This is a genomic window from Stenotrophomonas sp. YJH_SMC_48-3, from assembly GCF_059369375.1.
This window is the reverse complement of the sequence record NZ_JCAFSQ010000012.1, coordinates 26446-45776: the sequence shown is the minus strand read 5'-3', so window position 1 is coordinate 45776 and position 19331 is coordinate 26446. Positions and strand designations below refer to the sequence as shown.

The following is a 19331-nucleotide window of genomic DNA, read 5'->3' as shown; positions in this document are numbered from 1 at the left end:
GCCGATGACTTCCACACGCGCCATCGCCCCGACCCTGCAGGCCGACGCATTGGAAAAAGGCTTCATGTCCGGTGATGTGCAGGTGCCGGTGCTGCGTGGCCTGTCGCTGGACATCTATCCCGGCGAGCTGACCCTGGTATCCGGCCCGTCCGGCTGCGGCAAGAGCACGCTGCTGTCGCTGCTGTCCGGCCTGGCCGCACCCGATGGCGGTCGCGTGCACGCGCTGGGCCAGGACGTGGGCCACATGACCCGCAGTGAAGTGGAGCGTTTCCGCCTGCACCATGTCGGGTTCGTGTTCCAGGGCTTCAACCTGTTCCCGGCACTGACTGCGTTGGAGCAGGTACAGCTGCCACTGGGCTACCGCGGCATGCGCAATCGCGAAAGCGAGCCGCTGGCCCGCCAGGCGCTGGAAGAAGTCGGCCTCAGCCACCGCAGCCACATGCGCCCGGCGCAGCTGTCCGGTGGCGAGAAACAGCGCGTGGCGGTTGCCCGCGCGTTTGCCAAGTCGCCAACCTTGATCTTCGCAGACGAACCCACCAGCGCGCTGGATGCCGAGAACGGCCAGCGCGTGATCGACATCCTGCATCGCTACGCACGTGCGCATGGTGCCACCGTGCTGTGCGTGAGCCACGATCCGCGCCTGATCCGGCATGCCGATCGGGTGATCGCCATGGAAGACGGCATGGTCCGTGATGACCGCCGCCAGAACGAAACCGTAGAGTCCGCCCCATGACCAAGACGTCGCATCTGCTTCCCCTCAGCCTGGCCCTGTCCGCGGCACTGCTGCTCGGCGCCTGTTCCAGGGAAGCGCCCACCGCTGCATCGGCCCCCTCAGGCAAGGAGGGTACTGCCGCCGCCGGCAAGGTCGCCGTGGCGCGGGGCATCATTGACGTCGAAGGTGGCCTGATCGCACTGGCACCGCCGGTGGATGGCTCGATCACTGCAGCGCCGGTGAAGGAAGGCGCCACGGTGAAGAAGGGGCAGCTGTTGTTGTCGCTGGATGGTGCCCTGCTGCAGCAGGAGGTGGCGATGGCCAGCGCCGATCTGGCCTTGGCCAATGACCGCCTGAAGGGCAGCCAGGCGCAGCTGCGCGAACTGGAGCGCAACGCCACTCGCCTGTCCACGGGCGCCAGCGAAGGCGTGTCCTCGAACCAGCAGGCCGATGCAGCCAAACAGCAGCTGGCCGGCGTGCGCGCCGATGTCAACGTGGCCGGTGCGCAGGTCGACATGGCGCAGCACAAGCTGGAGCACGCGAAGCTGAAACTGCAGCAGATGTCGTTGAGCGCGCCGGAAGCCGGCACCGTGGTCGGCCAGGTGCCGGGCGTCGGTGCCTTCGTGCAGGCGAGCAAGCCGGCGATCTCGTTGCTGCCGGCGCGCCCGCTGCAGGTGCGCGCCGAACTGAGCGCCGCCTACGCCGATGCGGTGCAGGTAGGCATGAAAGCGGCGGTGGTACCGGACAGTGATGGTGCCGAGAACACCGGCACGCTGCCGACCGCACGCGTGGTACGCATCAGCCCGGTGTTCGCGCAGGCACGCCTGCCTGAAGATGCAGGGCGTGGCGTGGCCAAGGTGGTGGAGTGTGTGCTGGAGTTCGATGGCGAGGCCAAGGCGCGCTTCGGCCAGCACGTGCGGGTGGAGTTCCGGAAATAGGCCTAGCGTGGTGGCGGACGCCTGAACGCCCGCCACGCGCTCACCGCCGACACCCCGCACAGCGCCAGCAGCAATCCCACGTCCAGCAGCAGCAACCACAGCAGGTGCATGCCTTGTACCGGCGGCTGGTGCATCGCCGACAGCATCCACGGTACCGACCACACCAGCAGCAGGGCAAAGGCGATCAGCAGACGCAGCCACAGGCGTTTCAGTTTCCAAGGCCGCACGATCAACGCGGCCACCACCAGCTCAACCGTTCCCAGCAGCGCGAACAGGATGACGGTGCTGGTCGGGTAGGGCAGCTCAGCGCCTTCCAGGTGGTGCAGCAGCCAGTAGTCCGGGGTGAAACCGGCATTGACCAGCGCGGCGATCAGCGCCAGCCAGGTCAGCGCGACCAGCAACCAGAACAGGCGGACGTAGCGTCTCGGCATCGGCGGTGTCCGTGCTTGGGCGGGGCAGCGTACCCCAGCGCGGACGCCCGTGACCGCATGATGTGAAGACTGTTGACGGCGTGAAGGAATTTGGACACAATGGCGCTCCTTCGACGCAGGTCGAACGGAATCTGCGGGAATAGCTCAGTTGGTAGAGCGCAACCTTGCCAAGGTTGAGGTCGCGAGTTCGAGTCTCGTTTCCCGCTCCAGATTCTACAGGGCCCCGGTAGGGGCCTTGTTTTTCTCCCGCCACGGCAAGGCGGGGTACGTTGGGCCACAAGGCTTTACGCGCAGTCAGAAAGGTGAAATCGCTGGTGTGTTTTCCGGATTTCCGGTAGCATGTCGGCTTACGCGGGAATAGCTCAGTTGGTAGAGCGCAACCTTGCCAAGGTTGAGGTCGCGAGTTCGAGTCTCGTTTCCCGCTCCATGTTCCGACAGGCCCCATCTTGGGGTTTTGTCTTGTCAGGGCTGCGTTCCTGGCGTGAAGTACGTTGGCCTCATGGCAGAGTGGCTATGCACCGGATTGCAAATCCGTTTACAGCGGTTCGATTCCGCTTGAGGCCTCCAATTGAAAAGCCCTGACTCCGGTCAGGGCTTTTTTGTTTGGCTGCGATCAATTCCCCGCTCGCGCGATCACCGCCCGGCAGTCAGTCATGTCAGATGCGGTGGCGCTACACTGGTCTGATGAACCAGATTGATCACTTCCGCGGGGCTTTGCTCGGCCTCGCGTGCGGCGATGCCGTCGGTACCACGCTGGAATTCAAGCCCCGTGGCAGCTTCACCCCGATTACCGACATGGTGGGTGGTGGGCCGTTCCACCTGCAGCCGGGGCAATGGACTGACGATACCTCCATGGCGATGTGCCTGGCCGAGAGCCTGGCGCGCTGCGACACCTTCGACCCGCGCGATCAGATGAACCGCTACGCCAACTGGTACCGGCACGGTTACTGGAGTGCGACCGGCGAGTGCTTCGATATCGGTATGGCAACGCGAGCTGCGGTCGACCGGTTCCTGCAGGACGGCCATCCGCTGGCGGGGAGTAACGACCCACGCAGCGCTGGCAATGGCTCGATCATGCGTTTGGCGCCGGTAGCATTGCGCTACGCCGGGACTCCCGATCTGCAGGCCATGGCCGAGCTGAGTTCGCGGACGACGCACGCTGCGCAGGAGTGCCTGGAGGCGTGCCGCTTGCTGGCGGTCGCGCTGGAGCGGGCGTTGGCAGGTGGCACCCGTGACGGGGTGCTGGATCTCAGCAATGTCCCCGTCGAGAGCGCGCGGCTGCAGCAGATCGCGGCGGGCGGCTACCGCGGTGCCGCGCGTGAGCAGATCCGTGGCAATGGTTATGTTGTTGACAGTCTGGAAGCAGCACTCTGGTGCTTTGATCGCCACGACACCTTTGAAGCCGTCGTACTCGAGGCGGCCAACCTTGGTGAGGATGCCGACACCACGGCCGCCATCGCCGGGCAGCTGGCGGGCGCATTCCATGGCGCGCGCGGAATCCCCGGGCGGTGGTTGCAGCGGCTGGCCCTGCGTGCCGAAATCCAGGCGCTGGCCGATGCGCTGCACGCCTTGAACCAGGGCAGCGACCGCGCTGCGTGAGTCGGGTTCCCTGCCTGTGAACTGCGCCGGCAGGATGCTCCCTGCTGCCGCCATTTCCGACGCCGCGCTGCTTCACCTGCAGCAGTCCGCCACGTCCCGATCGCCAGTCTCAGCCGGCCACGACATGGAAAGGCGCTATGGTCGAGTTCCACGTCTCAGGGAGCCGCAATGGCGAGCACAGACATCACGCGTCGTTCCAGCCACGGAGCGAAACGGAAATGAGCAAAGTCACGGCAGATGTGCGCTGGTTGACCTTCCGCTTGAAGAACGGGCAATCCATTGGCCCTGATCGGCTGAAGGACGGATGGGTCATCGCCTCGGAAACCGCCCGCTGCGGGGTGCGCCGCGAGCATATTGAAGGGTCGGGCCTGGTGTATGCCCTGTACGCGCCGGCCAACCTGGCCTCACCACGGCGCGCGGAAATGCGCATGCGCGAATTCCTGATGAGCTCGGGCTACACCTTCACGATGGGCACGCTGGGCGGCTGAGCTGCGCGCGGGCCGCGATTGTTCAACGCTGCGCGGCCTTCAACGCCTCGATGATCTGCGCTCCGGAGAAGCCACAATGGCCTTCGCCAACGGGCGGCAGCACCTGTGGCAGCGGACGGGCGCCGGCCCGTGCGGCCGTCTGCGGATACACTGTCTGCATGCGCGGCACGATCGTCGGGTCGTTGTTGTTGAACTGGATCACCAGCGGTCGCCTCAACGCACCGCTCAATGCCAGCTCCCTGCGGACAGCGGCCTGCGCGGCAGGCACGGCATCGACACGTTGCACGCCGGCATTGAACGCCATGTCGTCACCGAAGCCGCTGTAAGCCACGCCTCTGTTGCCCACCGGCATGCCGCCGCTGCGCGTGGCCAGTTCGTGCAGGACCAGTGCATGCAGGCTGATCGTGCCGGCCAGTGCATCAGCGGACACCTGCAGCCGCTGTGCCAGCAACGCGGCATGCGAGGGGCTGCGTTGCAGCGCATTGGAGATGCCTTGGTACAGTTCGCCCTGTGGCAGCGCAGCCGCTTCGGGTGAGAGCAGTCCCGCACCCGGCAGGCCTTCGGCCTTGGCAAAGAAGTAATCGAAAGCGACCAGCGTGGTCAGCAGATCACTCGTGATCTGTTCGCCACTGAGATTGGCGCCGCATAGCGACACACCACCGGCGTAGTGTTGCGGGAACCGCTCGAGGCTGGCGAGGGTCACGGCGCCGCCCATCGAAAATCCCAGCATCCAGATATGGCGCACATGCTTGAGTTCAGCCACTGCATGCCGGCGCAGGCGTTCCATGTCGGTGATCGCATCGGCCACCGCCCAGCCCTGGCTGGCATAGGCGCTCTGCGCGACGGCGTAGCCTGCAGCCAGCAGTGGCGCGGTGCCGTCATTGGCAGGCATTGGCGTAGCACGTGGCATGCCTACCGGCTCGTAGCCGTGCGCCAGCATCACCAGGTCACCGTTCCAGTCAGCCGGCACGTCCAGGCGCCACGGGGCCCTCTGCAACTGGCCACTGAACGTGCGCGGTGATGCAGCGGGTGCGGCCATCACCTGTGTCGCGGGGAATAGCAGGGCGAGGGTGAGGGCACATCGTAGCAAGTGACACATCACGGGCATTCCATCCGGGAATGGCGTCAGCTTAGACCCCGCCAGCAGCCTGCGCGCGCTGCACTGCCGCAGGAAGGGCGGGGGGCGCTCCCCGAGTCGATCACGTCCGCTACGGGAGGATTCCGATACGATGTGTCGCCTTGATCTCTTTCTACTTTACCCAGGGTCCCGTCATGGTCGACCGTCTCGCCATTCTGCTTGAACGCTTTGCGGTCACTGCCTCGGTGTTCCATGCCGGTGCGCTGTGCGGTATCAACATGCTGGAGGGGGAGAATGAGGCCGGGCAGCTGCACCTGGTGCGGCGCGGCCCGTTGCAGGTCAGCCACGGCCGGCAGACCGTGCAGGTCGAGGTCCCCAGCCTGCTGCTGTACCCGCGACCGATGCCGCATCGCTTCAGCACTGATCCGCAGCACGGCGCCGACATGGCCTGCGCCAACCTGCATTTCGAGGGCGGTCGGCTCAACCCGATCAGCGCCGCGTTGCCCGATTTCATCTGCATGCCGCTGGCGGATCTCCATGGCGGCAACGCAGCGCTGGAACTGCTGTTCGAGGAGGCCTTCGAGCAGCGCTGCGGACGTGCGGTGATGGTCAACCGGTTGTTCGAGGTAGTGATGATCCAGGTGCTGCGCCAACTGATGGAAGGGGGCGGGATGCGTGGTGGCCTGTTTGCCGGGCTGGGTCATCCACGGCTGCGGCTGGCACTGGTAGCAATGCATGAGGCGCCCGCACAGTCCTGGACCCTGGAAGACCTGGCCGAGGTTGCCGGCATGTCACGCAGCGTGTTTGCTGCCAGTTTCCGCGAGGCGATGGGTACCACGCCCGGGCAGTACCTGCAGGGTTGGCGGGTGGGCCTGGCGCAGCAGGCACTGCGTCAGGGGCGCCCGCTGAAACGGATTGCCGACGACGTGGGTTATGGCAGCGAAGCCGCGCTGTCGCGCGCGTTCAAGGCGCATACCGGGCTGTCGCCGCGGGAATGGCGCGGGCAGACCCGGGCCAGCGCGGCCTGAGCGCTCAGCCCAGCAGCAGCCGGGCCAGCTTCATGCCGCCGAACAGGCCGGCCAGGCCCAGTGCCACCGAGCCGCCGGCATACAGGGCCGCCAGCCCATGTTGGCCGCGCTGCAGCAGCAGGCCGATCTCCAGTGCATAGGTGGAAAACGTGGTGTAGCCGCCGAGGATGCCGGTGGCCAGCAACAATCGCAGCTGTGGCGAGGCGCCATTGCGCATCGCGAAGACCTCGACCACGACGCCCATCAGGAGCGCGCCGCTGATGTTGATCAGGAAGGTCGACCAGGGCCAGGGACTGCCGGCCACTACCCGCGCGCCGAGCAGATTGCAGGCGTGGCGCAGGCAGGCACCGATGCCGCCTCCGATGAAGACCAGGAAATAGCCGTTCAGTGCGTGCATGGGGTGCCTCGAATACGGGTTCGCAGGGTCAATGGCGAACGCCGAGGGCAGGCACGACCCGCCGTCGACGAACACCGGGTTCGTCATGGCAGGAGCCATCAGCCTTCTCAGGCGGTTATCGGGGGAGCCCCATCCCCATCGAGGCCCATGCTACCAGCGGCGGTGCATTTACGTCATCGAGGTCGTCAGAACCCGGGCAACCTTGCTGCGGCTGAAGCCGTCCATCAGTAGTTCAAACGCGAGCAGATCCAAGGCCGCGTGGCGCCGGTGGTCGATCTCCAGACCGTTCTCGGCCACCAGATGGCTGACCAGCTCGTAGGCGTCCTGCCAGACATCCAGGTGGGCCTGGCTGGGGATGTAGGCATTGCCAGGCTCTCCGACGCCAAGCCCGCTGACCCCGTACAGCAGTTCGCGTGCGTCCAGCTTGGCCGCATCGGCGATGCGGAACAGCTGTTCGGCCTTTACGTGCGAGGCGCTCACGTGGTCGTTGAGCCAGTTGCTGATGGTTGCTGTCGTTGATTTGGCGGCGCGTGCCAGATCGGCCGGGCGTGGGTGCCCGGCTTTCTTCATGGCTGCCGCGAGTCGTTGGCCAAGAGTATTCATCTATGCAAGCCAGCTTAACGCGTGGATTGCGAAGAAGCCTTGCCGCAAGAATCAGTCTGGTTAACAGAAGGACCGACCGTGACCGAATTCTGGAGCAAGCGGCAGGTACGAACCCGGCTGGGATTCCGCACCGACGCGGAACTGGCGCGCTTCTTTGGCATCAGCCGTTCCGCAGTGTCGCAATGGCCGAGGGACTTTCCCATTCCTCCATTGCGGCAGTACATCCTCCATCAGCGCTACCCGAACCTTTTTCCGACAACTGAAGCGCGGGCAGACGAATCCATCTGATTTGCGCCGCCTTTTGTCGCATCCAGCCTGCTTAGCCCGATGCGCTAAGTACACTTAGCAAAATAGGCAAGTTCAATCGATCCCAAGCTGATAATCAGTGCCGCCTACTGCGGACGTCGTGCTGTGCTTCCTGACGCCTGTCGGCTTCGCCCCATCCGGCACCCCCAGGGCCCCGTATGTAGTTTCGTGAACGATTAATAATTTCAATCACGAAAGTCGCTGCATGTAATTGACCTGTCGTGAAATCTGTGACTAATTGGAGTCAACCAGTCGTGAAGCCTGGGAGTCTTTCAGTAGCACGCAAGTGAGTCGGTAGACCGTCAACGATGCAGAACAAGTCCAACGGAGGTCGTATGGAATACGGCATGAATGGCTTGGCTGAACGGGTACGCCGCGAACTGGAAGCCAGTTATCACAAACACGGATGCGGTCCGGCGTTCTGGGATACCTACCAGCAGGTGCTGGATCGCCTGGTCCCACAGGGGACCGAGCGTACCGAAGTCACCAACGAGATGGCGCTGATCATCGAACAGTTGGGCATCGTCCGGCGCGCCCAGCTTGTGCCGCCGCACGCCAACGCGTCGCGTTGATTCACAGCAGGCGCCAGGCGCCGCAGGCAAGCAGCGCGAGCAACAAGGACAGCAGGGCCAACGTCCGGGGTCGCCACAGGCGCTTCGGTTGTCCGGCCATCGCCTGCGGACTGCAGTAGCGCACCAGCCCAGGACCGAAACCGGCCCGGAGCTGTTGTTGTGCGCAGGCCTCCAGGCAGGCGCCACAGGCCAGGCAATCGGCCTGCGGTCCCTGGCGGATGTCCAGTTGCATCGGGCAGGCACGGACGCAGGCTGCGCAATCGGTGCAGTCACCCAGGCGGTCGGCGCTGAAGGTCGGCATCGGTCCTGCCAGCAGCGGATGCGCAGCGCGGAATACGTAGTCCTGCGCAGTGGTCGGGTCGAGCAGGCCGCGGCCACGGCCCAGCACCCCGCCGAGACCGGACGGGCGTGGCCCGCGCGGCTCACCGCGGCGGGCGTCGTACAGCATGCGCGGCGTATGCGGATCGGTCAGCAGCGGCTGCATGCGTGCGAACGGGCACAGCGAACGGCACACCTGCTCACGCAGGAAACCGGCGTTTCCCCAGGTGGCGGCGGCGTAGAACAGCACCCAGAACGTTTCCCAGCCGCTCCAGCCAGCGTTTGGCGCGGCGGCCAGCAATCCGCTGATCGGGCTGAACAGGCCGACGAAGGTGATGCCGGTCCACACTGACAGCAGGCCCCAGGCCAGCTGGGTGGCTGGGCCCGCCGCAGGTGCGGGCAGTACCCGCGCCGCGCTGCGGGCGATCCAGTCGAAGGCACGGCGCCACAGCGTCTGCGGGCAGGCGTGGCCGCACCAGATGCGCCCGGCGAGGTGGGTCAGCAGCGCGAGGCTTACTACCAGTACCGCCAGCAGGCCGATCAGCGCGCCGACGTCGCCGGGCCACAAGGTCCAGCCAAACAGGTCGAATCGCCGCGCGCTGATGTCCAGCAGCAGCGCCTGGCGTCCTTCCCAGCGCAGCCACGGCAGTGCGTAGAACACCACCAGCAGGGCAGCGCTGAGCGTGCCGCGCCAATGCCAGGGACGGGGTACCCGGGTGCAGGACGTGCTCATCCCAGCGGCAGCTCCTCGTCGTCATCGCCCGGCAGGGGCCGCTGCAGGTACCAGGTGACCGCGCTGGACAGTGCAGTGACCGACCAGAACATGAAGAATCCTGCCGTATAGCCCAGTTCGCGGCTGATGGCCGTGCCCGGGAAACTGATGGCCTGCAGGCGCAATGGATCGACGAAGGCGAAGAACACCACGCTGGCAACGCCGGCGGCGATGAAGCTGGGCCAGAGGATCGCGCCCCAGTGCTGGATCAGCCGCTGGCGGCGGTTGGGAAAAGGTCTGTTCATGCTGTCCCCGATCGAAAAGTGGGCGGCGCGTATACTTCGCCAGGATCGGCGCCGTATCCGCAGGGCATGCTTCCTGCAAGCGTGCCAGCCTAGGCGCAGCGGATTGCGCCGACATTGATCTGGATCAACGGCGCTGCCGCCTGGGTGCGGCAGCCTGCCTGCAAGCTTTGGATGCCCCGATGAACGCAACACAGCCGCCTGTCCTCCCCGTCGCCTCGCCCGGGTTGTGCACCGAGCAGGAAGTGACCCGACTGGTCCACGATTTCTATGCCCGCGTGCGAGCGGAAGAGCGGCTGGGACCGGTGTTCGAGGCGCACGTGCACGACTGGCCCGGGCACCTGGCGCAGCTGGTCGATTTCTGGTCGGCGATGCTGCGTGGCACTCGCCGCTTCAAGGGCTCGCCGATGTCCAAGCACATGGCCATCGAGCTGGACAAGGACCTGTTCGACCGCTGGCTGGTGCTGTTCCGGGCCACCACTGCCGAGTGCGGTAACCCGCCGATGCAGGAACTGGCCAACGACGTGGCAGCGCGGATCGGTGACACCTTCTGGAAGCGCTACCAGATGCTGCGCTGGCCGCAGGTCGGCCTGCCGGTACTGGGGATCGCCGGCAAGCATTGATCTGGGTCAAGGCGGCATAGGCCGCCTGGCGCGATGCTGGCGGCATGGACACGTTCTCTCCCGCCGCCGGTGGCCTGGCCTGGACCTTCGACCCCGACCTTCTGCGCCGGCACGACCGGCCGGGCCCGCGCTACACCTCGTATCCGACCGCGCCGCATTTCCATGATGGCTTCGACGCGCCGGCGCTGCGCCAAGCGATCGCCGACAGCAACCAGCTGGCCCGCGCGCTGTCGCTGTACGTGCATGTGCCGTTCTGTTCCAGCCCCTGCTTCTACTGTGGCTGCAACCGGGTGATCACCCGCGACCGCGGACGTGGTCACAGCTATGTGTCGCGCGTGCTGGCCGAGGCCGACCTGCTGGCGCCGCAGTTCGAGGACGGCCGTGAGGTCATCCAGCTGCATCTGGGCGGTGGCACGCCGAATTTCCTCGAGGCCGAGGCGATGACCACGCTGGTGGAAGGGCTGCGCCGGCGCTTCGATTTCAGCGATTCACCGCAGCGCGATTTCTCGATCGAACTCGATCCACGCTTCATCGACACCCGCGACGTCGCCATGCTGGCGCGCCTGGGATTCAACCGGGCCAGCCTGGGCGTGCAGGATTTCGACCCGCAGGTGCAGGAATCGATCAACCGCATCCAGGGCGTGCAGCAGACACTGGACATCCTGAGCGCCTGCCGCGACAGCGGCATGCGTTCGGTCAACGTCGACCTGATCTACGGCTTGCCGGGGCAGAGCCTGGAGGGGTTCGGCCGCACCCTCGATAGGGTGCTGGCGCTGCGTCCGGACCGCCTGGCGGTGTACGGATACGCGCATCTGCCGCATCTGTTCCGTGCGCAGAAGCAGATCGACGAAAGCCGCTTGCCTTCGCCGGAGGACAAACTGGCGCTGCTGGGTCTGGCGGTGGAGACGCTCTCTGCGGCCGGCTACCAGTACATCGGCATGGATCACTTCGCATTGCCGGAAGAAGATCTGTCGCGCGCACAACGCGCCGGGCAGCTGCATCGCAATTTCATGGGCTATACCACCCACGCCGATACCGATCTGCTCGGCCTGGGCGTGAGTGCGATCAGCCACATCGGTGCCACCTACAGCCAGAATCCGCGCGACCTGCCGTCATGGGAGGATGCCGTGGACCAGGGGCAGCTGCCGGTGTGGCGCGGCGTGGCGCTGAGCGCTGACGACCAGCTGCGTGCGGAACTGATCCAGCAGTTGATGTGCCAGGGCGAGGTCGATGGCGTGCAGCTGGGTCAGCGCCACGGCGTGGATTTCGAACAGTACTTTGCCGAGGACCTGCATTCGGTACAGCGGCTGCAGGAAGACGGCCTGGCCGAATACCGCGATGGTGTGGTGCGTTCCAGCGAACCGGGGCGACCGCTGCTGCGGTTGCTGGCGATGTGCTTCGATCCGTACCTGCGTGCCACTCACGAGCAACCGCGTTACTCGCGGGCGATCTGAGTGTGGGTTGCGCGGCGTGCGTATGGTGCCCGGAGCCGGAATCGAACCGGCATGGGGTTGCCCCCGGCGGATTTTAAGTCCGATGCGTCTACCAGTTTCGCCATCCGGGCCAGCAGCGCGGCGCCGATTGTAGCCCACCTGCGGTGCCTCGGCCTGTTTGCATCACGGCGGTCGCGTGCTTAACTGCCGATCGTATTCATGTCATAGTCCCTGCCATCGTTCCCAGGGGGGGGGAGCCATCTGATGTCGCTGCACGCGATTGCCTATGCCAGCGAGGCCCGCGCCGATCTGCAGACAACCGATCTTGACCGCCTGCTGGCCGATGCCACGGCATTCAATCGTGTAGCTGGAGTCACCGGCGTCCTGATGTTCGATGGAGCACGCTTCCTGCAGTATCTCGAGGGCCCGGAGGACGGCATCGATTCGGTGTTCCAGCGCATCCTCAACGCGCGCAGCCATGGGCAGCTGCACGTACTGTGCCGCGCTCCGGTGGTGCAGCGGGCATTTCCGCGCTGGTCGATGGGTACGCGGCGCATCGAGCCAGAACCACTGGCGCAGATCGTCGACGCCGCTTGGCCCGGCTTCCTGCTTGGCAGCGGTGGATTTGAACGCCTGCTGCAGGCCTGGACCGGTGCCGACGGTGAGCTGGAACCGGCGGCGGTGGCGTTGGGGTCCTGAGCCCGCCTTGGCGGCAGGGCGCCGGGGCCGGTAGGCTGTAGCCTTTCTGGCGCAGGTTTTCCGGAGTGGTGCAGCAGATGAGTGTGTTGGCCGAAGCCATGGCAGCGTATGTGCGATTGCATCGATTGCATGGGATGTGCCGATGAGTGTGCCGGTTGCGGCGGCCAGTGACCCTCGGTTTGCGGTGGTCGGCCTGGGCTATGTCGGCCTGCCGTTGGCGGTGGCGTTTGGCCGGCACTGGCCGACGTTGGGCTTCGATATTGACGCCGGTCGCATCGCCGAGCTGCGCAGCGGCCAGGACCACACACTGGAAATGGAAGCCGACGAGCTGGCCAGTGCGCACCTGTTGCAGTACGGCAGCGATCCGGCACTGCTTGATGCCTGCAATGTCTACATCGTCACCGTGCCGACCCCGATCGATGCCTACGAACAGCCCGATCTGGAGCCGTTGCGTTCGGCCACGCGCCTGATTGCCAGCCATCTCCGCGCCGGAGATCTGGTGATCTACGAGTCCACGGTCTACCCTGGAACCACCGAGGAAGTGTGCGTGCCGCTGCTGGAACAAGGGTCCGGCCTGCGCTTCAACGAAGACTTCTACTGCGGCTACAGCCCCGAACGGGTCAGCCCCGGTGACCGCCAGCGGCGCCTTGCCGACATCCGCAAGATCACCTCCGGATCGACCCCGGAGGTCGCTGCGGTGATTGATGGCCTGTACCAGCGCATCATTGCCGCCGGTACGTTCCCGGCCCCTTCGATGCGCGTGGCTGAAGCGGCCAAGGTGGTCGAGAACATCCAGCGTGACGTCAACATCGCGCTGGTCAACGAGCTGGCCCTGATCTTCGACCGGCTCGGCATCGACACCCAGGACGTGCTGGATGCCGCCGGCAGCAAGTGGAACTTCCTGCCGTTCCGCCCGGGCCTGGTCGGTGGTCACTGCATCGGCGTCGATCCGTACTACCTGCTGCACAAGTCCGAGAGCGTGGGTTACCACCCGGACCTGATCCACACCGCGCGACAGGTCAATAACCGCGTCGGCGAGCACGTAGCGGCTCGGGTGCTGGCGATGCTGGCCGAGCGTGGCCGTGCGCCGGCGGATGCACGCATCCTGGTCCTGGGCGTGACCTTCAAGGAGGATTGCCCGGACCTGCGCAACAGTCGCGCGTTGGAACTGGCACAGCGCTTGCGCGATGCCGGTGCGAGGGTCGAGGTAAGCGACCCGTGGGTCGGCCCGGCGGCATTGACCGGCGAGGGCCTGGACTGGCTGGCCGAGCCCGGGGCAGGGCGCTATGACGCGGTGGTGCTGGCGGTGGCCCACGCCCGGTTCAAGGCGATGGATGAATCCGCAATCCGGGCGCTGCTGGCGCCCGGTGGCCTGGTCTACGACGTGAAATCGGCCTGGCCGCGCAACGTGGTTGACGATCGTTTGTAAGCCCCGGCTGCGAACGGCGCGGTAGACTCGGGGGCAGTTGCAACCGAGGAACGCCATGCACCGGTATATCGTCTACCTGCTCGCCATCCTGATGTTCCCGATATGCCTGTGGCTGGCCACGATCTGGCCAGCGTGGTACTGGGGCGTCGGCCTGACTGCCGCGATGGTGGCGCTGGGGACCTGGGACCTGCTGCAGAAACGCAGCACGTTGCGCCGCAATTATCCGGTGATGGCGCACTTCCGTTACGGGCTGGAGTCGATCGGTCCGGAGATCCGCCAGTACTTCGTGCAGAGCGACCTGGAAGACGTGCCGTTCTCGCGCCAGCAGCGCGCGCTGATCTACCAGCGCGCAAAGAACGAGATGGACACGGTGCCGTTCGGCACCCTGCGCAGCACTTATGCGGTGGACTACGAGTGGATCAACCATTCGCTGGCACCGACGACGATTGCCAAGCATGACTTCCGCGTCCTGATCGGCCCGAACTGCGCCAAGCCTTATTCGGCCAGCGTGTTCAACATCTCGGCGATGAGCTTTGGCTCGCTGTCAGCCAATGCGATCCGCGCACTGAACGAAGGCGCGCGCCGCGGTGGCTTCTACCACGACACCGGCGAAGGATCGATTTCGCCCTACCACCGCGAAATGGGCGGCGACCTGGTGTGGGAGATCGGCTCGGGGTACTTCGGTTGCCGTGACGAGAAAGGTGGTTTCAGCGAGGAGCGCTTCGTTGCCAACGCTACCCACGATCAGGTCAAGATGATCGAGATCAAGCTGTCGCAGGGGGCCAAGCCGGGCCACGGCGGTGTGCTGCCGGCACCAAAAGTGACCGCCGAGATCTCGGTGACCCGTGGCGTGCCGATGGGCGTTGACTGCGTGTCGCCGTCGCGCCATTCGGCGTTCTCCACGCCGGTTGAACTGTTGCAGTTCGTGGCCCGCCTGCGCGAACTGTCCGGTGGCAAGCCGGTCGGTTTCAAGTTGGCCATCGGCCACCCGTGGGAATGGTTCGGCATCGCCAAGGCGATGCAGGAAACCGGCCTGTTGCCGGACTTCATCGTGGTGGATGGTGCCGAAGGCGGCACCGGCGCGGCACCGGCCGAGTTCGTCGATCATGTCGGCGTGCCGATGCATGAGGCACTGCTGCTGGTGCACAACACCCTGGTCGGCCTCGACCTGCGTGAGCGCATCCGCATCGGCGCGGCCGGCAAGATCACCAGTGCGTTCGACATCGCACGGACCATCGCGTTGGGGGCCGACTGGTGCAATGCCGGCCGAGGCTTCATGTTCGCGCTGGGCTGCATCCAGTCGCTGAGCTGCCATACCGACAAGTGTCCGACCGGGATCGCTACCCAGGATCCCGCGCGCTGGAAGCATCTGGATGCACCGGACAAGGCTGCTCGTGTCTACAGCTACCACGAGCACACGCTGCATGCCTTGAAGGAACTGCTGTGTGCCGCTGGCCTGAACGACCCGGCTGAACTTGGGCCGGAGCACATCCTGCGTCGTGTTTCGCCGGTGGAGATCCGTTCGCTGGCCTCGCTGTACCGTTACCTGGAACCGGGCGAGCTGTTGCACAAGGTGCCCGACCATGCGGTGTTCCATGCGTTCTGGGCCGATGCACGCAGCGATTCCTTCCAGCCGCCGCCGAAGATCCAGGCACTGCGCGCCAGCAAGTCGCGATAACGTGTTGCTGTAGAGCCGAGCCCATGCTCGGCTGCTTCTCTCATCGCGATGTTGGAACGAAGAACAGCCGAGCCGAGCATGGGCTCGGCTCTACAGGGAGATGTCATGCGGTTCAGGACCGGCACCATCGACGATGTCGCCATGCTGTGGGCACTGCGCACGCGTTGCGTTCGCGAGACGTGCAGCAGCCACTACCCGGCGGAGGTGATCGATCCGTGGTCTGCTTCGCCGCCGCCGTCGCAGTACGCACGGTTGCTGGGGCAGGGAGGCTGCGTAGTGGCCGAGGACGGGCAGGGAGGCCTGCTCGGCTTCGGCGTCTTTGATGCCGATGCCAATGAAGTCGATGCGTTGTTCGTCAATCCAGATCATGGCGGCCAGGGCATTGGCCAGGCGTTGATGCAGCGCCTGCTGGCGATGGCCGATCGTGAACGTGAGGTGGTGCTGTCGGCCTCGCTCAACGCCGTGCCGTTCTATCAACGCCAGGGGTTCGTCAGCGTGCGCGAAGAGGCCTACCCGCATCCCAGCGGCGTGGCGCTGGCTTCAGTGAGCATGCGCCGGCCGTGGTGAGTGACCTTTCCCGGCGTCAGATTCAAGCCGAGCATGGGCTCGGCTCTACAGGTAACGCCGTCGAGCATGGCTTGACGCTACAAGGCAGGCGTCACCGCCCGGCCAGGCACCTGATTACGCCTTCCGCAGCACGCAGGCCACTGGCGTAGCACGCGGTCAACAGGTAGCCACCTGTCGGCGCTTCCCAGTCCAGCATCTCGCCGGCGCAGAACACGCCGGGCACTGCCCGCAGCATCAGGCCATCATCCAGCGCATCCAGGCGCACGCCGCCGGCGGTGCTGATCACCTCGGCCATCGGCCGGGGACGCAGCAGGCGCAGCGGCAGGCGCTTGAGCGTAGCCGCCACGGCAGGCAGGTCGCTGCCCGCTTCTTTACCCAGAATCTCGAACACCAGTGCGGCTTTCACTGCATCCAGTCCGGCTTGGCGGCGCAGGTGCTCGCCGAAGCTGCGGCCCTTGCGTGGGCGTGACAGATCGGCAAGCAGGCGCGCCTCGTCGCGGCCCGGTACCAGATCCAGCCACAGCATCGCGTGGCCCTCGCGGTTGATGGTCTCGCGCAGGTCCGCCGCCATCGCATAGATCAGGCTGCCTTCGATGCCGTACTCGCTGGCCACGCATTCGCCCTGCAGCGACCGTGGCTGTCCGGCCAGGTCGATCCAGTGCGCGACCACCGGCTTCAACGGCGCGCCGGCATTGCGTTGGGCGAAGAATGGGGTCCAACCCACGTCGAAACCGCAGTTGGCCGACTGCAGTGGTGCGATGTCCACGCCACGGGCCTGCAGTGGCGCGACCCAGGCGCCGTCACTGCCCAGCTGCGGCCAGCTGCCGCCGCCCATGGCCAGCAGGGTGGCATCGGCATGTACTTCAACGGCGCCATCTTCGGTTTCAAATCGCAGCGCGCCATCCTCACCCCAGCCGATCCAGCGGTGGTTGGCATGCAGGCGCACACCCTGTTCCTTCAGCCGGCGCACCCAGCCACGCAGCAGCGGCGCAGCCTTCCGGTCGACCGGGAACACGCGGCCGGAGCTGCCCACATAGGTCTCCACGCCCAGGCCGGCGGCCCAGTCGCGCAGCGCCTGCGCATCGAAGTCGTCCAGCCAGCGGCCCACGGCCGTGGACTGCTCGCGGTAGCGGCTGTCGAACAGCGGACGCGGATCGGAATGGGTGAGGTTGAGCCCGCCCTTGCCGGCGATCAGGAATTTGCGGCCGGGCGACCCCTTGGCCTCGTACAGGTCGACGTCCAGCCCGGCGGCGCGCAGGCGCTCGGCGGCGAACAGGCCGGCCGGGCCACCGCCGATGACGGCGACGCGGTGGGGCATGGCGGCATCACGGTTTGACATCGAGCAGCTCTACGTCGAACACCAGCGACGATCCGGCCGGAATCGGGCCGACCTTGCGGTCACCGTAACCGTAGTCCGGCGGGATCATCAGCGTGCGCTTGCCGCCAACTTTCATGCCGGCCACGCCCTCATCCCAGCCGCGGATGACCTGGCCGGCGCCAAGCGCGAAGGTGAACGGTTGGCCGTGCTTGAAGGAGCTGTCGAAGGTCCTGCCGTGCTTGGTCTCGGTACGGTTGTCGTAGATCCAACCGGTGTAGTGCACGGTGACCTTGCTGCCGGGAACGGCTTCAGCACCGGTACCTGGCACGGTATCGATCCGCTCGAAGGCGGTCAGGGTGCCGCCGGGCGGCGGGCCGGACGGTTCGGTCGAGCAGCCAGCGGCGGCGAGGGACAGCAGCAGGGGAAGCAGCAGGCGGCGCATCGGGCGTCTCCGGTAGGGCGCAGGTCGAGGGCGGCAAGGGTAGCGCATCGGCGCCGGGTATCATGGGGACATGGCAAAACTCCTGCTCAATCTGCGCAATGTCGGTGACGACGAATACGCCGATGTCTGCACGCTGCTCGACCAGCACGGCATCGCCTGGTACCGCACCGAACCCAGCCCCTGGGGCATTTCCAACGGAGGCCTGTGGCTGCGCGAGGACGCCGATCATCCACGTGCGAAGGCGCTGATGGCGGAGTACCAGGCCGAACGCGGGCCGCGCATCCGTGCCGAGCGTGAGCAGGCATTGCGTGATGGCACGGCGGAGACCTTCGGCAGCCTGTTCCGGCGGCGGCCGCTGTTCGTAATGCTGGTGCTGCTGGGGATGGCCGCTGCCGCTGCGCTGGTGCTGCTGCCGTTCGTACTGTTGCGGGGGTAAGGGGTTTCGGCCGGGTTGCACCCGGCACCCGCAGACGCAACGTCGACGTCAAAAGCCGGGCTTCAGTGGGAGGGTGGGGCGGTGTGGGGAGGCGGGGGACGGCAAACGCTGCTCCTGCGTGCCTCGTAGAGCGCCATCCATGGCGCTCTGCGCCCCCGCCTGCCCACACCGCCCCACCCCTGACAGATTCCGGGTGTCTGCCGGGCTTGGGGTCGGATCCCTCTGCTGTGCAGAGGGCACTGACCCCTGAATCTGTCTGTGCGGGCGGGAGGCGCTAAAATGGCGGGATGATCGCCAATACCGCTGCCTACCATTTCGCCGTCATCGACGCCCCTCAGGCCCTGTGTGACCAGCTGCTGGCGCGTGCCGAGGCGGCACAGCTGCGCGGCACGATCCTGGTGGCGGGCGAGGGGCTGAACCTGTTCCTGGCGGGTGCGCCAGAGGCGGTCGAGGGTTTCTACGCAGCGCTGCGCTCTGACGCGCGCTTTGCCGATATGCGGGTCAAGACCAGCTTCAGCGAGCACCAGCCGTTCGCCCGGCTGAAGGCCAAGGTGAAGGACGAGATCATCAGCTTCCGCCGTGATGACGGCCAGCCGCTGGACTATCCGCGTGCGCCGGCGGTCGATCCGGCCACCGTGCAGCGCTGGCTGCGGCAGGGGCATGACGATGCCGGCAAGCCGGTGGTGATGCTCGATACGCGCAATCTGCAGGAAGTGGAGTACGGCACCTTCAAGGATGCGCTGGTGTTGCCCATCCACAAGTTCACCGACCTGCCGGAGGCGCTGGCGCCGCACCGCGAAGCACTGAAGGACAGCACCGTGGTCAGTTTCTGCACCGGCGGCATCCGCTGCGAGAAGGCGGCGCTGTGGATGGTCAACGACGGCATGGACAACGTGCTGCAGCTGGACGGTGGCATCCTCGGCTACTTCGAGGAAGTGGGCGGCGAAGGCTACGAAGGCCGCTGCTTCGTGTTCGATGAGCGCATTGCGCTGGATGCGGAACTGAAGCCGATGGTCGACCAGCCGTTGCCTGATCCGCGCCCCAGCGCGTTCTAAGCCGGGATGTCGATTCCCCGGTAGAGCCGGCCGCTGGCCGGCTGCCAGGGCACGTTGCCTGCCGGCCAGCGGCCGGCTCTACCGGATCAAGCGCAGTCAGTCGTGGACCCGCGCTGCGGGAATCAGCATCCCGCCACCGGCACTGGCCGCTGCGCCGGGTCGTCCCC

23 protein-coding genes, 4 tRNA genes and 1 riboswitch are annotated in these 19331 nt (G+C 66.0%); of the genes, 18 read left to right on the top strand and 9 right to left on the bottom strand.

The genetic code is table 11. The features are described from left to right. The first annotated feature begins 4 nt into the window (after positions 1-4). Positions 5-733, top strand: a complete 729-nt coding sequence (locus AC5P65_RS17520) for an ABC transporter ATP-binding protein (protein ID WP_111097912.1) — start codon at positions 5-7, stop codon at positions 731-733. Next, positions 730-1650, top strand: a complete 921-nt coding sequence (locus tag AC5P65_RS17515; RefSeq protein ID WP_111097913.1) for an HlyD family secretion protein — start codon at positions 730-732, stop codon at positions 1648-1650. The genes AC5P65_RS17520 and AC5P65_RS17515 overlap by 4 nt, the downstream gene beginning before the upstream one ends. Positions 1651-1652: 2 nt before the next feature. On the opposite strand, the gene AC5P65_RS17510 is transcribed toward AC5P65_RS17515, so the two are convergent. Beyond that, positions 1653-2081 (bottom strand): hypothetical protein, encoded by a 429-nt coding sequence (locus AC5P65_RS17510; protein ID WP_111097914.1) that lies wholly within the window; start codon positions 2079-2081, stop codon positions 1653-1655. Between the two features lie 133 nt (positions 2082-2214). Here AC5P65_RS17510 and AC5P65_RS17505 point away from each other — a divergent pair. The 5 genes from AC5P65_RS17505 (at position 2215) to AC5P65_RS17485 (ending at position 4168) form a co-directional block, all read left to right on the top strand. Continuing rightward, positions 2215-2290: transfer RNA gene (locus AC5P65_RS17505), tRNA-Gly, on the top strand. 142 nt (positions 2291-2432) lie between these two features. Beyond that, a tRNA-Gly gene (locus AC5P65_RS17500) sits at positions 2433-2508 on the top strand. Positions 2509-2574: 66 nt separating this feature from the next. Beyond that, positions 2575-2648, top strand: a tRNA-Cys gene (locus tag AC5P65_RS17495). A gap of 117 nt (positions 2649-2765) precedes the next feature. After that, complete coding sequence (locus AC5P65_RS17490) at positions 2766-3680, top strand: ADP-ribosylglycohydrolase family protein (protein WP_111097915.1); 915 nt, start codon at positions 2766-2768, stop codon at positions 3678-3680. Positions 3681-3898: 218 nt separating this feature from the next. Continuing rightward, entirely contained in the window at positions 3899-4168 is a 270-nt protein-coding gene (locus AC5P65_RS17485; RefSeq protein WP_005415995.1) for a hypothetical protein, read from the top strand. 22 nt (positions 4169-4190) lie between these two features. Here the strand turns inward: AC5P65_RS17485 and AC5P65_RS17480 are convergent, their stop codons facing one another. Continuing rightward, positions 4191-5267, bottom strand: a complete 1077-nt coding sequence (locus tag AC5P65_RS17480) for an alpha/beta hydrolase family protein (protein ID WP_495215777.1) — start codon at positions 5265-5267, stop codon at positions 4191-4193. A gap of 173 nt (positions 5268-5440) precedes the next feature. On the opposite strand from AC5P65_RS17480, the gene AC5P65_RS17475 reads away from it, so the two are divergent. Continuing rightward, positions 5441-6274 carry an AraC family transcriptional regulator gene (locus AC5P65_RS17475; protein WP_019658975.1) on the top strand — a complete coding sequence of 278 codons (834 nt, stop codon included), beginning with the start codon at positions 5441-5443 and terminating at the stop codon, positions 6272-6274. A 4-nt stretch (positions 6275-6278) separates the two neighbouring features. On the opposite strand, the gene crcB is transcribed toward AC5P65_RS17475, so the two are convergent. After that, complete coding sequence (crcB, locus tag AC5P65_RS17470; protein WP_021204393.1) at positions 6279-6671, bottom strand: fluoride efflux transporter CrcB; 393 nt, start codon at positions 6669-6671, stop codon at positions 6279-6281. Positions 6672-6753: 82 nt separating this feature from the next. Further along, positions 6754-6817: riboswitch (Fluoride riboswitch) on the bottom strand. Between the two features lie 22 nt (positions 6818-6839). After that, positions 6840-7241: an XRE family transcriptional regulator gene (locus AC5P65_RS17465; RefSeq protein ID WP_019658973.1), complete on the bottom strand. Its 402-nt coding sequence runs from the start codon at positions 7239-7241 to the stop codon at positions 6840-6842. Positions 7242-7352: 111 nt separating this feature from the next. On the opposite strand from AC5P65_RS17465, the gene AC5P65_RS17460 reads away from it, so the two are divergent. Further along, positions 7353-7562 (top strand): helix-turn-helix domain-containing protein, encoded by a 210-nt coding sequence (locus AC5P65_RS17460; RefSeq protein ID WP_019658972.1) that lies wholly within the window; start codon positions 7353-7355, stop codon positions 7560-7562. Positions 7563-7915: 353 nt separating this feature from the next. Further along, positions 7916-8152: a hypothetical protein gene (locus AC5P65_RS17455; protein WP_019658971.1), complete on the top strand. Its 237-nt coding sequence runs from the start codon at positions 7916-7918 to the stop codon at positions 8150-8152. Position 8153: 1 nt separating this feature from the next. On the opposite strand, the gene AC5P65_RS17450 is transcribed toward AC5P65_RS17455, so the two are convergent. Then, complete coding sequence (locus AC5P65_RS17450; RefSeq protein ID WP_021204394.1) at positions 8154-9203, bottom strand: 4Fe-4S dicluster domain-containing protein; 1050 nt, start codon at positions 9201-9203, stop codon at positions 8154-8156. Then, positions 9200-9487, bottom strand: coding sequence for a hypothetical protein (locus tag AC5P65_RS17445; RefSeq protein WP_019658969.1), 288 nt, complete (start codon positions 9485-9487; stop codon positions 9200-9202). The genes AC5P65_RS17450 and AC5P65_RS17445 overlap by 4 nt, the downstream gene beginning before the upstream one ends. Positions 9488-9666: 179 nt before the next feature. Between AC5P65_RS17445 and AC5P65_RS17440 the strand changes: the two genes are divergently transcribed. Continuing rightward, a complete protein-coding gene (locus AC5P65_RS17440) occupies positions 9667-10107 on the top strand; it encodes a group III truncated hemoglobin (protein WP_021204395.1) in 441 nt (146 codons plus the stop codon). Between the two features lie 44 nt (positions 10108-10151). Further along, positions 10152-11561: an oxygen-independent coproporphyrinogen III oxidase gene (gene hemN, locus AC5P65_RS17435; protein ID WP_058980175.1), complete on the top strand. Its 1410-nt coding sequence runs from the start codon at positions 10152-10154 to the stop codon at positions 11559-11561. 23 nt (positions 11562-11584) lie between these two features. On the opposite strand, the gene AC5P65_RS17430 is transcribed toward hemN, so the two are convergent. Then, a tRNA-Leu gene (locus tag AC5P65_RS17430) sits at positions 11585-11671 on the bottom strand. A 133-nt stretch (positions 11672-11804) separates the two neighbouring features. On the opposite strand from AC5P65_RS17430, the gene AC5P65_RS17425 reads away from it, so the two are divergent. The 4 genes from AC5P65_RS17425 to AC5P65_RS17410 all read left to right on the top strand — a co-directional run bounded on the left by AC5P65_RS17425 (position 11805) and on the right by AC5P65_RS17410 (position 15913). Beyond that, the gene (locus AC5P65_RS17425; protein WP_111097916.1) at positions 11805-12239 is read left to right on the top strand and encodes a BLUF domain-containing protein; all 435 of its coding nucleotides are present in this window, start codon (positions 11805-11807) and stop codon (positions 12237-12239) included. A 142-nt stretch (positions 12240-12381) separates the two neighbouring features. Continuing rightward, positions 12382-13668, top strand: a complete 1287-nt coding sequence (locus AC5P65_RS17420; protein WP_111097917.1) for a nucleotide sugar dehydrogenase — start codon at positions 12382-12384, stop codon at positions 13666-13668. A 55-nt stretch (positions 13669-13723) separates the two neighbouring features. Next, complete coding sequence (locus tag AC5P65_RS17415; protein WP_021204397.1) at positions 13724-15346, top strand: FMN-binding glutamate synthase family protein; 1623 nt, start codon at positions 13724-13726, stop codon at positions 15344-15346. A gap of 105 nt (positions 15347-15451) precedes the next feature. After that, positions 15452-15913, top strand: coding sequence for a GNAT family N-acetyltransferase (locus tag AC5P65_RS17410; protein ID WP_019658898.1), 462 nt, complete (start codon positions 15452-15454; stop codon positions 15911-15913). 91 nt (positions 15914-16004) lie between these two features. Here AC5P65_RS17410 and AC5P65_RS17405 read toward each other — a convergent pair whose 3' ends face one another. Continuing rightward, positions 16005-17252, bottom strand: coding sequence for a TIGR03862 family flavoprotein (locus AC5P65_RS17405; RefSeq protein WP_021204399.1), 1248 nt, complete (start codon positions 17250-17252; stop codon positions 16005-16007). After that, complete coding sequence (locus AC5P65_RS17400; protein ID WP_021204400.1) at positions 17239-17673, bottom strand: FKBP-type peptidyl-prolyl cis-trans isomerase; 435 nt, start codon at positions 17671-17673, stop codon at positions 17239-17241. The genes AC5P65_RS17405 and AC5P65_RS17400 overlap by 14 nt, the downstream gene beginning before the upstream one ends. A gap of 70 nt (positions 17674-17743) precedes the next feature. Between AC5P65_RS17400 and AC5P65_RS17395 the strand changes: the two genes are divergently transcribed. Both AC5P65_RS17395 and AC5P65_RS17390 read left to right on the top strand, forming a co-directional pair. Next, entirely contained in the window at positions 17744-18109 is a 366-nt protein-coding gene (locus tag AC5P65_RS17395; protein WP_021204401.1) for a DUF6164 family protein, read from the top strand. A gap of 287 nt (positions 18110-18396) precedes the next feature. Next, the gene (locus AC5P65_RS17390; RefSeq protein WP_019658894.1) at positions 18397-19164 is read left to right on the top strand and encodes a sulfurtransferase; all 768 of its coding nucleotides are present in this window, start codon (positions 18397-18399) and stop codon (positions 19162-19164) included. Positions 19165-19331 lie beyond the last annotated feature (167 nt).